Below are 14,342 nucleotides of genomic sequence, written 5' to 3'. Positions count from 1 at the left end.
GCAGCGATCACGTGGCGGTCGCCCGCCAGGAGCCCGCTCACGCCGGGTAGGCGTGGGTCTCGGTGGCCTTGACCGAGGCCCAGATCCGCTGACCTGGGCTCAGGTCGAGGTCGGCCAGGGCGGCGGGGGTGATGTCGGCGAAGGCGGTGATCGGGCCGTCGAGATGGACGCGGACGTTGTCGCCGTGCCGCTCGATGCCGTCGATCGTGGCCTGCCAGAGGTTGCGGGGGCTGCCGTCGGGACGGGTCCGGTAGAGCGCCACGGCGGCGGGCGAGAAGGCCACGAACGCGGGCCCGTCGAGCCGTTCGGAGGTGTGCAGCGGCAGTTCGCCGACCTTGACCCGGGCCCCGTCGCCGAGCCCGCGGTAGAGGTTGAGCCCGACGAGGCGCGCGACGTAGTCGGTGCGCGGCCGGCGTGCGACCTCGGCGGGGGCGCCCTGCTGGACGATGCCGCCGGCCTCGATGACGATCAGCCGGTCGGCCAGCACCATCGCGTCCAGCGGGTCGTGGGTGACCAGCACGGTGGCGCCGTCGAAGTCGGCCAGATGACGGCGAAGCCGGGAGCGGACCTCCAGCCGGGTGTGCGCGTCCAGGGCCGCCAGCGGCTCGTCCAGCAGCATCAGCCGGGGTCGTACGGCCAGCGCCCGGGCGAGGGCGACGCGCTGCGCCTGACCGCCGGACAGCTGACGGGGTTTGGCCGCGGCCCGGTCGGCCAGGCCGACGCGTTCCAGCAGGGCCGCGGCGACGCGGCGCGCCTCGGCCTTGGGGACGCCGTGGCAGCGCGGCCCGAAGGCGACGTTGTCGAGCGCGGACAGGTGCGGGAACAGCAGGTAGTCCTGGAAGACCATGCCGACCGGGCGCTGCTCGGGGGCCAGGTGGTGCAGCGGCCGGCCGTCCAGGGTGACGTGCCCGCCGGACATCGGGGTCAGCCCGGCCAGGGCGCGCAGCGCGGTGGTCTTGCCCGCGCCGTTCGGCCCGAGCAATGCGACGACCTCGCCCGGTGCGACCTCCAGCGTGATGTCCAGGGTGAAGGCGGATCGGCGGACGACCAGAGTGGCCCGCAGGCCGCCGGTGGTCATGGGCTGTTCACCCACCGATCGCGCAGGCTGGCCAGGATGACCACGGAGACGGCCAGCAGGACCAGGCTGAGCACGATGGCCGCGTCCGGCTCGGTCTCCAGCGCCAGATAGACGGCCAGCGGCATCGTCCGGGTGGTGCCGGGGAAGTTGCCGGCGAAGGTGATGGTGGCGCCGAACTCGCCGAGCGCCCGCGCCCAGCACAGCACCGCCCCGGCAACGACGCCGGGCATGATGAGCGGCAGGGTGACCCGCCGGAAGACGGTCCAGCGGGAGGCGCCCAGCGTGGCGGCCGCCTCCTCGAACCGCCGGTCCGCGCCGCGCAGCGCCCCCTCCACGCTGATCACCAGGAACGGCATGGCCACGAACGCCTCGGCCACGATCACCCCGAGAGTGGTGAAGGGCAGCGTGATCCCGAAGGCGGACTCCAGCCACTGACCGATCAGCCCGCGCCGCCCGAGCACCAGCAGCAACGCCACACCGCCCACCACGGGCGGCAGCACCAGCGGCACGGTCACCAGCGCCCGCACCAGCCGCCGGCCCGGGAAGTCCACCCGGGCCAGCAACCAGGCCAGCGGCACCCCGAACAGCACGCAGACGGCCGTGGCGGCGGTGGCGCACACCAGCGACAGCCGCAACGCCTCCAGCACCTGCGGCTCGGCCAGCCGCCGGAGCAGCGTCGGCCAGGGCGCCCGGATCAGCAGCCCGGCCAGCGGCAGCACCAGGAAGGCCAGCCCCGCCACGGCCGGGAGCACCAGCATCCACGGCAGACGAGCGGAGACCTCACGGCGTCCGGCCACGCCGCTGCCGGGTGTGTCTGAACGGGTGGTCATGCGATCAGGGCGACTCGAAGCCGGCCTTGGTCAACACGTCCTTGCCCTGCTGCGACAGCACGACATCGACGAACTGCTTGGCGAGGTCACCGGCGGGGGCCTTCGACAGGGTCGCGATCGGGTAGTCGTTGATGGCTTTGTCCGCCTCGGGGAAGTCGATGCCCTGCACCTTGCCCGCCGCGGCGATCACGTCGGTCGTGTAGACGAGGGCGGCGTCCACCTCGCCCAGCTCGACCTTGGTCAGCGCGGCCTTGACGTCCTGCTCCAGCGTGACCGGCGTGACCTTCAGCCCGGCCGCGTCCAGCGCCTTGACGGCCGCCGCCCCGCACGGCACCTGCTCGGCGCACAGCGCCACCTTCACCGTGGGATCGGTCAGGTCCTTCAGCTCGTCGACCTTGGCGGGGTTGTCCTTCGGGACGGCGATCTCCAGCTTGTTGCGCACGAAGGTGGTCGGCGCGCTCGCAAGCGACGCGTCGGTGACGGTCTTCATCGTGGCCGGGCTGGCCGCGGCGAACACGTCGGCCGGAGCTCCCTGGACGATCTGCTGGGCCAGCGTCGCGCTGGAGCCGAAGTTGAACTTCACCGTCGTGCCCGGATGGGCCGCCTCGAAGGTCCTGCCGAGCTCGGTGAACGTCTCGGTCAGCGACGCGGCCGCGAAGACGTTCAGCTCCTTCGCCCCGGCGGCCGCCGCTGTCGAAGCCGAAGACGTGGCCGGTTCGCCCGAGCCGCAACCGGACAGCCCGGCGATCACCAGCGCGACGGGCACGGCGACCGCCCACTGCGAAAGGCGCCTGAACACCAAGGGAGCTCCTCAGGGGGTAGCGGCCACGCGCTCGTGGCCGGGGATCTCGACGACGACGTTGGTGGACTTGATCACGGCGACCGCCACCACCCCTGGTTCCAGGCCCAGCTCGTCGGCGGCCTGCCGGCTCATCAGCGACACGACCCGGAACGGCCCGGCGGCGATCTCCACCTGAGCCATCACGGCGTCCCTGATGACCTCGGTGACGATCCCCCGGAAGCGGTTACGCGCCGAGGACCGCCTGCCGTCGCCGGTCGTCTCGACCTGCGACCGGGCGAAGGCGGCCAGGTCGGCCCCGCTGACCTGCCGGTGGCCGTGCTCGTCCCGTACGGCGGCCAGCCGGCCCGCGTCCACCCATCGGCGGACGGTGTCGGAGCTGACCCCGAGCAACGCGGCCGCCTCGCTGATCCGAAAGGTCGTCACAGACCCTTACCTTACCTCTCGCATATTCCAGCCCGGATACCCCTCTCCCCGCGCAAGAGCGGCACGATTCCCGTTTCTCTTATGGCATCCACGAGATCGGAGCACATCTGCGCCATCCTCCACCGTCCGGCCGATGCCCCGATCGTCGGTTTGGGCTATTCGCAGTACTTCTTCGCGTGAAGCACGATGAGCGTGTCCGTCGAGACCCTCCGGCCCGCGGCGGGCTTCTGCCGCGTCACGATTGCGGTCGAAGACCTGGAACCTGCCGCCTCACCAGGGGAGCACACCGGTGCGGTCGGTCACCGTGCCGGTGGGCGTGTCAGGCCCCAGGGTGGCGATGCGCACCGCTGCCTCGGCGCCCTCCTCGACGCTGTGCCCGATGTTGCCGGTGAACTCGGTCGCGGTCTGGCCGGGGTCCACCGCGTTGAAGCGGACGTCGGTGATCGTCTTGGCGTACTGCATGGTCAGCATTGTGACCGCGCTCTTCGACGAGCCGTACGCGGCGAGCGGGTACTGGGACTCGACACGCTCCGGGTCATGGGTCAGCGTGAACGACCCGAGACCGCTGGTGACATTGATGACGGAGGGGACGGCTGCCGCTCGCAGGAGGGGCAGGAACGCGTGTGTGACGCGTACGAGTCCGAAGACATTGGTTTCGTAGACGTGGCGGATCTGGTCGGCCGTCATGTCCTCGGGTGTGGTCACCTCGCCGAGGATCCCGGCGTTGTTGATGAGGACGTCCAGGTGACCGGCCTGCGCGCGCAGCGTCTCGACCGCCGCATTGACCGACGCGTCGTCGGTCACGTCCAGCTGGACGAAGCCGGCACCGAGCCGGTCGGCGGCCTTACGGCCGTTCTCGGCGTCGCGGGCTCCGATCCAGACCGTCTGGCCTGCCTCGACGAGGCGGCGCGCCATCTCGTAGCCGAGGCCCCTGTTGCCGCCGGTGATCAAGGTGGTCGTCATTGTTCTCTCTCCTGACATTCCGTCGGTGCAGGTGCCTGCGGGAAGAAGCACCCGAAGGCACCTGTGGCGTTCGCGATCCTGTAGCTCGTCGTCGCCGGCTCACCACAAGGGTGTTCTGCTCTAGTGGGAGGGGCGGAAGGGGCGCAGCAGGCGGATGCCGTCCTCGATGGATCCTTCGATCAGTTCGAGCATCTGCGGGACGAGTTCCCGCATCCGGGGTGCGCCGAGGTGAGCGTCGAGATGGGCGCGTGTCTCCCAGCGTTCGTAGATGACGAACGAGCCGGGCCGGCCCTCGACTTCGTGGGCCTCGTAGTCGATGTTGCCCGCGTCGCCGCGGGAGGGGGTGACGGCTGCGGTGATGAATGCCTTGAGCTCGGCCTCCTTGCCCGCTTTCGCCTCCGTTTCCCAGATGACGGTCACGTAGCCGTTGGGTGCCGCGGTCATGGTGATTCCTTTTCGTTGCGGTGGAACACTGGGAGCGGTCGCTGGCCACGCGCTCGCGTAACCCGTCGAAGACCTCGATCGGCAGCCCTCCCGGGTTGGATCCCGTCTGGATCGCGACGCCGTCGTCGGTGGCGCCGAAGGGCGTGGTGTGCTCCTCGTGGTCTCGCCCGAGCGCCGGGCGCATTCGATGTCCCCACGAGGATGCCTCGGTCACCCTGCCGACAGCCTCCGTCAGCTGACTGACATCCGGCCGGCGGGTTGCTTACGCCAGGGCCGGGGCAGCACAGTGACCCGGCCGGCCTGCCTCACAACCGGTCGGCCCGAGGCTGGGGAGGCAGCGCCTCGAGAGCGTCGCGGAGCGCGGCACGTGACGTGATCCCCAGCTTCGGAAACACCCGGTAGAGATGTGACGACACGGTCCGCGGCGAAAGGAACAGACGCGAGGCGATCTGCGGGTTCGACAATCCCGCCGCTGCCAGCCTTGCGACCTCCAGCTCCTGAGGGGTGAGGCTCGCGCCGGCCGCGCCCCGGGCAGTCCGCGTCATGCCGGTGGCGCGGAGCTCCGCCGCTGCCCGGGCCTCCCACGAGCGGGCCCCGAGCTCCTCGAAGCGGCTCCGGGCAGCAGCCAGCTGCTCCCGGGCGTCACGGTTGAGGCCTTGACGGCGCAACCTCTCGCCGTACGCCAGATGAGCACGGCCGACCTCGAAGGGCCACTGCTCGATGCCCGGCAGCCCGAGCGCCTCCTCGAAGCACCGGGCCATCACCTCGGGAGCCGATGTCATCGCCGTGACCGTGGCCGAGCTCAGTGCGAATCGCGACGACAGGCGGCCGACACCGGCGTCGCGCAACGCGTCCGCGTGCCGTCGTGCCTCCGCGTGCCGCCCGGAGCGTACGGCCGCCTCGACGAGGTCCGGCGCGGACCACACGGCCTCGGGGTTGAAGGGCGGCAGCACACCGGGTGCGCAGATCGCCGTGGCATGCCGGAAGGCCGTCTCGAAGTCGGCGGCGCCAAGAGCCGCCCGGGCCGCCGCCTGGTGGGCGCAGTTCTCCAGCCGCCGCAGGCCCCTGGGCCCCGACCAGCCCCAGATGTCCTCACAGTGGTCATGGCACACGTCGAGGTCGCCGCGCTGGGCCGCGGCCATCGCAGCGACGTAGTGCCCCACCTGGCCGAACAGGCGGTATCCCGTCTCCTCGCACAGCGCGATGAGCTCGGCCGCGGCGTCCGCCGACGACTGCCACCGGCCGACATACAGGTCGTCCAGCGCGAGGAACATCAGGCCCGGCATGCTCGACCCCACCGCGCCGCCGTCGCGGATGACCCGGGACACGGCCTCACGGCAGCCCGGGAGCCGATCGAGGTACGAGGCGGCCAGGGCGGTGCGGATGACCACGTCGGCGTCGGTCTGGCTCCTCAGCTGCGAGATCTCCTCGTCCAGGCGTCGCAGCATGTCGTCGGTGACGGAGCCGAGGTCGTGGTGGATGCGCCCCAGCGACACCGCGGCGGCGGGCGACGCTTCGGGGAGCCGGGCGAGCACGTCGGCCAGAGGCCGCCAGTGCTCCTGCCGACCCGAATACTGGCTGGCGAGCGTAAGGGTGAAGAGCGCGGTCTCCAGCTCGCCGCGCGACAGTTCGGACGGAACCGGGGCCTGCTCGATCGCCTTGATCAAGAGCGCGTGGGCCGTGTCGGCGTCGCCCTCCGTGACAAGCACCAGAAAACCGGCAGCGGCAGCCGCCGAGAGCGATCGGGCCGCCGGGCCGCCCTGCACCTCGCGCATGATCTCGTGCGAGATCTCCAGATGGCCCGCGACCCAGGCGGCGACGTAGGCGGCCTGCGACAGGCGGCGCCTGCGGGCCGCCTGGTCGGGGCTCAGCTCGGCCGCGCGCCGCAGCCTCGCGGTCGCGCCGTCGGCATCGCCGCGCCGCAGGCCGCTCCAGGCCGCCGACTCGACGACGGCGGCGACCGCCTCGTCGGGCACCGTAGTGGCTTTCGCGAGGTGGTCGCCGCGACGTTCGGGCTGGTCGGCAAGCGCGTCGGCCAGCCGGCGGTGCGCACTGCGCCGCTGCTCACCGGTGGAACCGTCGACCACCGCGGACCTGACCAGCGGATGCCTGAAGCGCACGACGCGGCCGTTGTCCGCGACCTTGACCAGGTGGTCGCGCTCCGCGGGAGCGAGCCCCTCGATCCCACCCGGCCCGCCGGCCGCCTCGAGAACGCGCATGTCGCCGGAGCCCTCGAGGGCTGCGAGCAGCAGCAGGTCGCGCGTTCTGTGCGGTAGTCGTGCGACGCGTGCGCCGTACAGGGCAAGGACATCTCGTCCCGGGCCACTCGCCCATTCCGCCCTCTTGCCGTGCCGATCGCCGGACACGGTGGTGGAGCCGGCGAACTCGAGCAGGGCGAGGGGGTTTCCCTGTGCTTCTCGCGCCACTGTCAGGAGGACCCGTCGAGGGAGGTGAGCGAAGCGCCGTGACAGCAGCCGCAGTGCATTCGCGTCGTTGAGCGGCACAACCTCGAGCTCTGGCAGTCCAGTGGGCTGGAACGGCCCGCTGGACTCCGCTCGCAGGGCTCCGAGCAGCCCGATGCGGCGACCGCCCAGTCTTCTGGCGACGAAACCCACCGCGGATCGGCTCGCGTGGTCGACGACATGGAGGTCGTCGACCACGAGGAGCAACGGCTGCTCCCTCGCAGCCTCGCCGAACAGCGACAGTGCCGCGTTCAGGACGGCGATCCGGCTCGGCGCGGGGCCGGCGCCGAGACCGAGCGCGACCTCGACGGCCTCTCTCATGGGAGGCGGCAGACGACCGAGCTCGCGCGACAGCGGGATGACGAGCTGGTGGAGCCCGGCGAAGCTGATGTCCGTCTCGTACTCGACGCCGCTTCCGCGGATGACTCGGGTTCCCTTCGCGACCGCCAGCTCAGCGGTCGCGTCCAGGAGCGCCGTTTTCCCCACACCCGGATCGCCCGTGAGCAGGATGGCGGCTCCGTCCGTCCCGGCCGTGTCCAGGAACGTCGCGAGCTCGGCGAGCTCGTGGTCTCGGCCGACCAGTCCGGTCAGGTCGAAGCCCCCGCCTGCCACTGCCTTCGCCCGCCTCGCATCCGCTGCGTCCCCCGTCCTGCCGCGCGGAGCAGCCGAACGACCGGCCACGCGCGTGAGCAGGAAGTATCTCACCGACAGACGGCGGGGGCGAAGCAGCACTCCCGCGAGCTGTTCCTGCGCCCAGCCCTACACGTCCGAGACCCAACGCCGCGCCGCCCTGCCCGCCTGCACACCTACGATCACCACCGCGGCCACACCGCGCTGAACGGCCTGCCACCGGCCGGCCGCGTACCCAGCCTCATGGGACAGAGCGGCTAGCCGGCCCGTCGCGGCCGCCGCCGTACCACCGACCGGATCCTTCGCTCGCGGCTTGCGACCTCGTGTCGCCCCCTGTCACAGCGGGCGGCGCAGCCCGTCCAGCACGAGGGTGATGAGATCGTCGGCCTCGGCCCGCCAACCGGGGCGGTTGTGGGCCGCACCGATGCCGTGCAGCGCCATCATCACGGCGCCGGCATCCACGTCGTCACGAACGGCACCGTCCCGCACGGCGGCGGCCACCAGGTCGGTGACAGCCTGCTCCAGCTCCCGGCTGCCCTCGGCGAGGGCACCCGAGCGATCGGCCATGAGCGTGGCCAGCGTCCGGGCCAGGCCCTCGTGAGCATCTATGTGGGCGACCATGCCGCGCAGGAAGGTCGCCAAAGGAAAGTGGAGATGGTCTCCAGATCGATCGTACCCCATGAGGTGCAGCGTGAAGATCCTGATGTTCGGCCGAGGTGTGATCGCCACCATCTACGGCTGGGTCCTGCAACAGGCCGGGCATGACGTCGAGTTCTACGTCCGGCCGGGCCGGGCCGCGACGTACGGAGAAGCGGTGGACCTCGACCTGTTCGATACGCGGCGCCGGATGTGGGGGCAGCGCGTCGTCGAGAGGTGGCCGGTGCGCTACCGCGAGGCGCTGGAGCCGGACCACGACTTCGACCTGATCGTGCTCAGCGTGCCGCACCACCGCCTCGCGGAGGCGACGGCCTTCCTGTCCCCGCGTGTCGGCCAGGCCACGGTGCTGATCTTCGGCAACATCTGGGCCGAGCCGCCGGCCGCGATCGGCGCACTTCCTGCCGACCGGATCGCCTGGGGCTTTCCCCAGGCCGGTGGCGGTTTCGGCGCGGACGGCGTGCTCCGTGGGATGCTGCTGCCGTCGGTCGTCTTCGGCACTCTCGGCCGGCCCCCGACCGGCCGCGAGCGGGCCGTGCGCCAGACGTTTCGTGAGGCCGGGCTCCGGCTCAAGGAGCGGCCTGACTTCCGCGGCTGGCTGTGGGTCCATTTCGTGTCGGATGCCGGCCTGTTCTCGCAGGGCCTGCGGCTGGGTTCCCTGTCCGAATTGGCCGGAGCGACGGGCGACCTGCGCGAGGGGCTGCTGGCCGGCCGCGAGCTTCTGCCGCTCCTCGAGGCGCGCGGCGTCGACTTGCGACGTCACCGGGGCGCTGTGCTGCTGTTCCGTGCGCCCACCTGGCTGACGGCCCCCGCGCTCGCCTGGCTGACCGCTCACGTCGCGCCCCTGCGCGTGAGTTTCGCGGCGCACTCCGACCCCGAGGCCGAGGAGCCGCGTGAGGTCTGCCGGGACACCCTGGCCGAAGCACGACGGTTGGGCATCTCGGTACCGCGACTGGAAGCGGCGGAACCGAACTTCGCCCGTGAGGAGACGAGTCGAGGCTGAATTCACCGATGTTGCCGGTCCCGGTGGTCCATCGCGGCTCCTTACATCGGGATCGTCACTCAAGGGAGGGACACCGACACGATGACGCAGCCCGGCGACTACGGCCGGCCTGCACCCCCGGCTCGACCACCAACGCGTCCTCCCCGTCCTGCACGCCCCATGGAACAACATGGGGCGCGTGCCTCCGTACGGATCGGAGCAACATCGCGGTCAGGGGAAGGAACCCTCCCCGGTCCGCAGCAGTGGCGGAATCAGGAGTGACGCCGGGCCGCGTCGGTAGAGCGCTGCAGGACGCCCGATATCCGGAATGCGCCGCTCGCCGGTAGGTTTCAGGAAACCCTCCGTTCGCGTGACCTTCCGGCGGAAGTTGCTGGGGTCGAGCTTGAAGCCCCACACCGCTTCGTAGATGCGGCGCAGCTCGCCGACAGTGAAAGGCTCGGGGCAGAAGGCGGCAGCCACCGTTGTGTGCTCGAGTTGCGTCCTGGCTCTCTCCAGCCCGTCAGACAGGATCGCGGCGTGGTCGAACGCTAGCGGCATGCCCTCATCGAGGGCTACCGCGACGGGTGTCCAATGAGCCGCCATCGCGTCCGTACCCGCGACGGGAAGAGGGAGATCCGGGCCGAGGGCTAGGTAGGCCGCGGTGATGACCCTCCCACGGGGGTCACGCGAGGGGTCACTGTAGGTGTGCAGCTGCTCCAGATGGAGCTTGCGGCCATCGAGTGCCGTCTCCTCGCTCAGTTCGCGAAGTGCGGCATCGTCCAGGGTCTCACCATCACGGACAAACCCGCCCGGTAACGCCATATGGCCCAGGTACGGCTCGTTGCCACGTTCGATTAGCAGGACCTGCAGCTGATCCTGCCGGACAGTGAAGATCACTAGATCCACCGTCACAGTGACCTGAGCCGCCGGGCGTCGGCCAGATCTTTCGGTCACTCGCTCACCGTAGCACTAAAGGTCACCTTGACCCAAAATTGGGGAGCGACTTAAGGTCAATCAGACCTAAACAACGGCTGGGAGGATGGCATGGCCCGTGGAGAAGGGACACCTGGCCGGCACGGTCACGGCGATGCCGTGAGGAAGGACCTCGCGACCAGTCATCTGTGCGCCGGAGCCTACTTCGACCCCGAGTTCCGCGGGGTTCTTCTGCGACAGGTCTACAACGACACCACACGCATGATCGCCCCCTCCTACCGCTTCGACCTGGTCTCCGTTGTTCATCAGGCGTGGAGGGCCTGGGCTCTGGAGACCATGCAACACGCGGGCGTGCTCACGGCGTTCGCCGTCGGTCTCCGCGTCAACCTGCCCGCCGTCGTCACCGTCATCTGCTGGCTGACCCTGTGGCACCAGGCTCGCGCACTGGCCAAAACCGCGTTGGCGGTGCTTCCCCTCCACGCGAAGGCGGCGGCGGACAGGTGGCTCCAGCGGACGAGATGGAGAAGCGAAGCGGACGAGCTGCGTCAGCAGACGCGCCTCCTCCGGCTCAACGGAGTCGGATGCGTCGTGCTCGCTCTGACGCCACCCCTGGTAGCCGGAATCTCTCATATTCCGTTCGACGAGCTCATCGATGCGGCCGCGCTGCTCGCCGTACCGGTCATCGTCTTCGTAGCCGGGAGGGGGATGGCCGAGCAGTTGTGCCTCAATCACGTGTACGGAGTGCGCGAGGTCGACGGGCTGCGTCCCCGGCGACTGAGCCGCCGGCAGCAGACGATCGACGACCAGCAAAGTCATCCCTATGTCGTCTACCGCAGGCCCTCGCCGCCCGAAGAGGAGAGCGACCGGGACGAGTTCTCCCTGAGGCTGCCCGGCATCGACCTGATCGACGAGGGCGAGAGCCCGTTCGTCGGCAGCGGCGAGCTCGTCCACCGATGGCTTCCCCCGCTCACCGTCCAACTTCTGGGCCCGAACCCTGAGCCGGAGGCCGATCGGCACATACCGATGCGTGATCGAGAGCGATCTGCCCCGTCTTTCGAGGCTCACGAGCTGGTCGAGCATCTGAGGGAGGCGATGCGGCCGCTGAGCGATGACCACGACCCCAAAGGACTGCGCGGCTTCTTCATGAACGACCGGCTGTACGTCGCCGAGGCCGACGTACAGCCGTTTTCCGAGTGGCTTCGCGAACCTCCCGACGAACACCACATCAACGGGGTCATAGACAACCCCTACGGGGACGTCCACCACTTCCTCGAAATCGGTGCCGGCGCCACCGGGGAACTGGTCACGACGGTATTCCTCCGGGTGACCGTCAAGGGCCGGGCGCTCAGCCTCGACTTCGCCGCGTGCGCGCTGACCCGCACCCCCACCGAGTATCACCGGCTCGATGGGTACGGCGAGACCGGCGTGATCGCCGTGCTGCGCTCCACCCTGCGCAGGTTCTGCAACATGCCGGCTGAAGTCGCCGGAATCGGGCGCCTGGCCGAAGCTCCTGTGCTGCTGGTGACTGCCGTACGCGCCCGCAAGAACCGCATGCTCAGGCCACGGCGCGGAATGGCGATCGGGGCCCGCCTGAGCGTTCGGGAACTCAAGTCGACCCCGTGGAAGTACGCACAGCTCGACAAGGTGATCATTCACGACCACGTGAAACTCATCGAACAACGCCTGTTGACGGCGGTCGAAGACTTCCTCGGCAAGCGCGGGATCGACACCTCCGCGTTCAAGAAGAAGGCACTGAGCATCATCAACACCGGCGTGCTCAACATGGGCGGCAGGACCGAGATCAACCAGTCGGCCGTCGGCACGAACTCCCAGGTCCGCGCGGATGTTCGCGACGATCCCGGCGGAGCCTCTCAGCAACCCCCAGCCTTGGATGGAGTCCAGTGATGCGCGACAACAGCGGCGTCGTGAACTACGGCGGAACCACCCAGATCAGCCAATCCGCCATCGGACACGGAGCGAGGGTCATGCTGTCGGCGGACCGTGGGAAGGGCCAGGAACAGGCCAGACGCGCCGACGTGGGCGTGATCACCGTCAAGGGAAACGAGGCCACAGCCGTCCATCGCGTGCTGGGCCTGCACCGGGCCCCGTCAGGTGGGCTCCCCTTCTGGGAAGGAGAAGTGGACGCCCGGGGCGACGTCATCCGGGTCGCCGCGATCCGCGCCCTGGCTCAGGGACAGCGGTCGACCGTCATGGCCTTCGACCATCTCCGGCGGCACTACAACCCGGCGGTCGTCGTGCTGACCGGGATCGCCGGTGCCATCGACCCCGAACTCCCGATCGGCGACGTCGTGGTGACCACCCAGGTCGTCTACTACGACCTCCGCAAGGAAACACCCGACGGGCGGCGGCACAGAGGCGAGGAGAAGGAGGCGCCCGCCGCCGTCAGCCACGCCGTCAACTCCTACTTCACCGACCACGGCGAGCCTGCCCATCTCGTGAGCACCGGCGACGACGGCGCCGTTCATGACTACCGGGTGCACACCGGGCCGATCGGCTCGGGCGACGCGGTGATCGCCGATGCCGAATCGGAGATCATCAGATATCTGAAGGCGTTCAACGACAAGATCCTCGCCGTGGACATGGAGGCCGGCGGCCTCATGCAGGCGTTCCACGAGCAAGACGGTCCCGACGCCGTCAACGGCTGGGCCGTCATACGTGGGATCTCCGACGACGCCAGCCGGCGGAAGGACGATGCCGAACAGGGTCTCGCCGCATACCGTGCGGCAATGGTCCTGCGCAGCCTGCTCCCCTACCTGGCGGTCGACGGGCGCTGACACGCGCCTCCTCCCAACCGGCCATAAGGAGGCGAACGTGGATGCGTTCACGCTGGGCGTGGTCAGTTCTCTGTTCGCGACCGCGATCACCGTCATCGGCGGATGGCTTTTTTCCGCGCGGTCCCGCCAGTGGCCGGTCATGCTCCTGTCCCGGCTCACGGGCCTCGGAGTCCGCCGTGTCTTTCCACACCAACGGCATGCTTCTCGGGAACTGGCGGCCGAATTATCCCGCGCTCGCTGGGTACGCGTTCTCGCCGGACGCGGAAACGAGCTGACACGAGATGGATTCGCCGCCCTGTGGCAGGCAGCGGGCAGTCGTTACGAAAGCATTCAGGTTCTCCTGCCCGACCCCGACCTCGGCCGCGACTCCTGGCTCTCTCGCAGGGAAGCCGAGATGCGCCGCGTGGACCTGGGCTTCTCCCCCGGAATACTCGCCGAGCAAGTACATATCAACGCCGCCTATGTCACGGAAGTAGCCAGGCATCGCGAACACGTCTCACTGCGGTTCTACGACCTGCCCAACCTGCACCGCGTCATCGTCACCGACAACGTCGCGTACCTCACTATCTACCAACAGTCCGAACACGGACGAAACTCTCCCTGCCTCCTCGCCCACCGGCCCGGCCTCATATACGACTACGCACTCCTCCTCTTCACGACCGCGTGGGAGCACAGCCGCCCAGCACCGTCGAAGCGATCCCCATAGGAAGAATCGGCCGAGACTGCGCGAGCACGGCCGGGATGGCGTTGTCGATCCAGTCGTCGCAGGCCGGGTCTACGCCCGGCTCGCGCGAAGATACCGGTTGAGCCGGTCGGGTGCGGTGCCCCACCAGGTTCCGGGCCGGCTCGCTACGTGAAACGTCACGTCGTCGCGGCGGAGATGGCATACCTCGATGTGCTGGCGGTCCCTGCTTACCGTGACCCGTCCGACGCCGTTCCACTCGTCGCACCGGCCGTCTGCGCCGGCCTGAGCAGGTGATGCGGCGAGCAACAGGCGGCCGGCAACCAGCTTCGCGTTGGGACCTTTATCCAGGCCTCACGTAGCTTTCATCAGTCCACTGGCAAAGTTTACTCATGTTAGCGCTATCTTTCACTGGGGCTGGAGGTTAGGGTCTGCACTCAAGACCCGGACACCTGCGACATATAGCCCCATCCCCCCAGTTAACGCCACCCCCCACATCTCACAGCGAGGTGAACCTTTGTCTGTGCTGCCCTCGACTCGTCGGAGCGCTCGACCAGGCCTGATCACACTGGGCCTCGCCGGCACGCTGACCACCCTTTCGGGCTTCGCCTCTCCCGCGCCTGCGGTCGGCCCCGCCTCGAACGAGGCCGTGCCCCACGTGTCC

Annotated in this window: 13 protein-coding genes; 4 read left to right on the top strand and 9 right to left on the bottom strand. The window is 69.5% G+C overall.

Annotation, left to right across the window (positions count from 1 at the left end; all coding sequences use genetic code 11):
* Window positions 1-37: 37 nt before the first annotated feature.
* From ACQPZZ_RS16755 to ACQPZZ_RS16720, 8 genes are all read right to left on the bottom strand, one after another.
* The gene (locus ACQPZZ_RS16755; protein WP_432933052.1) at window positions 38-1,078 is read right to left on the bottom strand and encodes an ABC transporter ATP-binding protein; all 1,041 of its coding nucleotides are present in this window, start codon (window positions 1,076-1,078) and stop codon (window positions 38-40) included.
* The gene (locus ACQPZZ_RS16750) at window positions 1,075-1,908 is read right to left on the bottom strand and encodes an ABC transporter permease (protein WP_432933050.1); all 834 of its coding nucleotides are present in this window, start codon (window positions 1,906-1,908) and stop codon (window positions 1,075-1,077) included. Before ACQPZZ_RS16750 ends, ACQPZZ_RS16755 begins: the two co-directional genes overlap by 4 nt.
* A gap of 4 nt (window positions 1,909-1,912) precedes the next feature.
* Window positions 1,913-2,707, bottom strand: a complete 795-nt coding sequence (gene modA, locus ACQPZZ_RS16745) for a molybdate ABC transporter substrate-binding protein (RefSeq protein WP_432933048.1) — start codon at window positions 2,705-2,707, stop codon at window positions 1,913-1,915.
* 12 nt (window positions 2,708-2,719) lie between these two features.
* Complete coding sequence (locus ACQPZZ_RS16740) at window positions 2,720-3,133, bottom strand: TOBE domain-containing protein (RefSeq protein WP_432933046.1); 414 nt, start codon at window positions 3,131-3,133, stop codon at window positions 2,720-2,722.
* 270 nt (window positions 3,134-3,403) lie between these two features.
* On the bottom strand, window positions 3,404-4,096 hold the full coding sequence (locus ACQPZZ_RS16735) for an SDR family NAD(P)-dependent oxidoreductase (protein WP_432933044.1): 693 nt from the start codon (window positions 4,094-4,096) through the stop codon (window positions 3,404-3,406).
* A 120-nt stretch (window positions 4,097-4,216) separates the two neighbouring features.
* Entirely contained in the window at window positions 4,217-4,540 is a 324-nt protein-coding gene (locus tag ACQPZZ_RS16730) for a putative quinol monooxygenase (protein WP_432933042.1), read from the bottom strand.
* Window positions 4,541-4,845: 305 nt separating this feature from the next.
* Window positions 4,846-7,614, bottom strand: coding sequence for an AAA family ATPase (locus tag ACQPZZ_RS16725; protein WP_432933040.1), 2,769 nt, complete (start codon window positions 7,612-7,614; stop codon window positions 4,846-4,848).
* A 354-nt stretch (window positions 7,615-7,968) separates the two neighbouring features.
* Window positions 7,969-8,313 (bottom strand): hypothetical protein, encoded by a 345-nt coding sequence (locus tag ACQPZZ_RS16720; RefSeq protein WP_432933038.1) that lies wholly within the window; start codon window positions 8,311-8,313, stop codon window positions 7,969-7,971.
* Between the two features lie 10 nt (window positions 8,314-8,323).
* Here ACQPZZ_RS16720 and ACQPZZ_RS16715 point away from each other — a divergent pair, with 10 nt between their 5' ends.
* Window positions 8,324-9,289, top strand: a complete 966-nt coding sequence (locus tag ACQPZZ_RS16715; RefSeq protein WP_432933036.1) for a ketopantoate reductase family protein — start codon at window positions 8,324-8,326, stop codon at window positions 9,287-9,289.
* 210 nt (window positions 9,290-9,499) lie between these two features.
* Here ACQPZZ_RS16715 and ACQPZZ_RS16710 read toward each other — a convergent pair whose 3' ends face one another.
* The gene (locus ACQPZZ_RS16710; RefSeq protein ID WP_432933034.1) at window positions 9,500-10,222 is read right to left on the bottom strand and encodes an NUDIX hydrolase; all 723 of its coding nucleotides are present in this window, start codon (window positions 10,220-10,222) and stop codon (window positions 9,500-9,502) included.
* A gap of 138 nt (window positions 10,223-10,360) precedes the next feature.
* On the opposite strand from ACQPZZ_RS16710, the gene ACQPZZ_RS16705 reads away from it, so the two are divergent.
* Genes ACQPZZ_RS16705 through ACQPZZ_RS16695 form a run of 3 tightly spaced genes read left to right on the top strand, consistent with a single transcriptional unit; the run spans window position 10,361 to window position 13,702 of the window.
* Complete coding sequence (locus ACQPZZ_RS16705) at window positions 10,361-12,106, top strand: hypothetical protein (RefSeq protein ID WP_432933032.1); 1,746 nt, start codon at window positions 10,361-10,363, stop codon at window positions 12,104-12,106.
* Window positions 12,106-12,996, top strand: a complete 891-nt coding sequence (locus tag ACQPZZ_RS16700; protein ID WP_432933031.1) for a hypothetical protein — start codon at window positions 12,106-12,108, stop codon at window positions 12,994-12,996. The genes ACQPZZ_RS16705 and ACQPZZ_RS16700 overlap by 1 nt, the downstream gene beginning before the upstream one ends.
* Window positions 12,997-13,033: 37 nt before the next feature.
* A complete protein-coding gene (locus ACQPZZ_RS16695) occupies window positions 13,034-13,702 on the top strand; it encodes a hypothetical protein (protein ID WP_432933029.1) in 669 nt (222 codons plus the stop codon).
* The last annotated feature ends 640 nt before the right edge of the window (window positions 13,703-14,342 follow it).

This window comes from Microbispora sp. CA-135349 (assembly GCF_050947365.1).
Classification (GTDB): Bacteria; Actinomycetota; Actinomycetes; order Streptosporangiales; family Streptosporangiaceae; genus Microbispora.
This window is presented reverse-complemented; position numbering and strand designations above follow the sequence as displayed.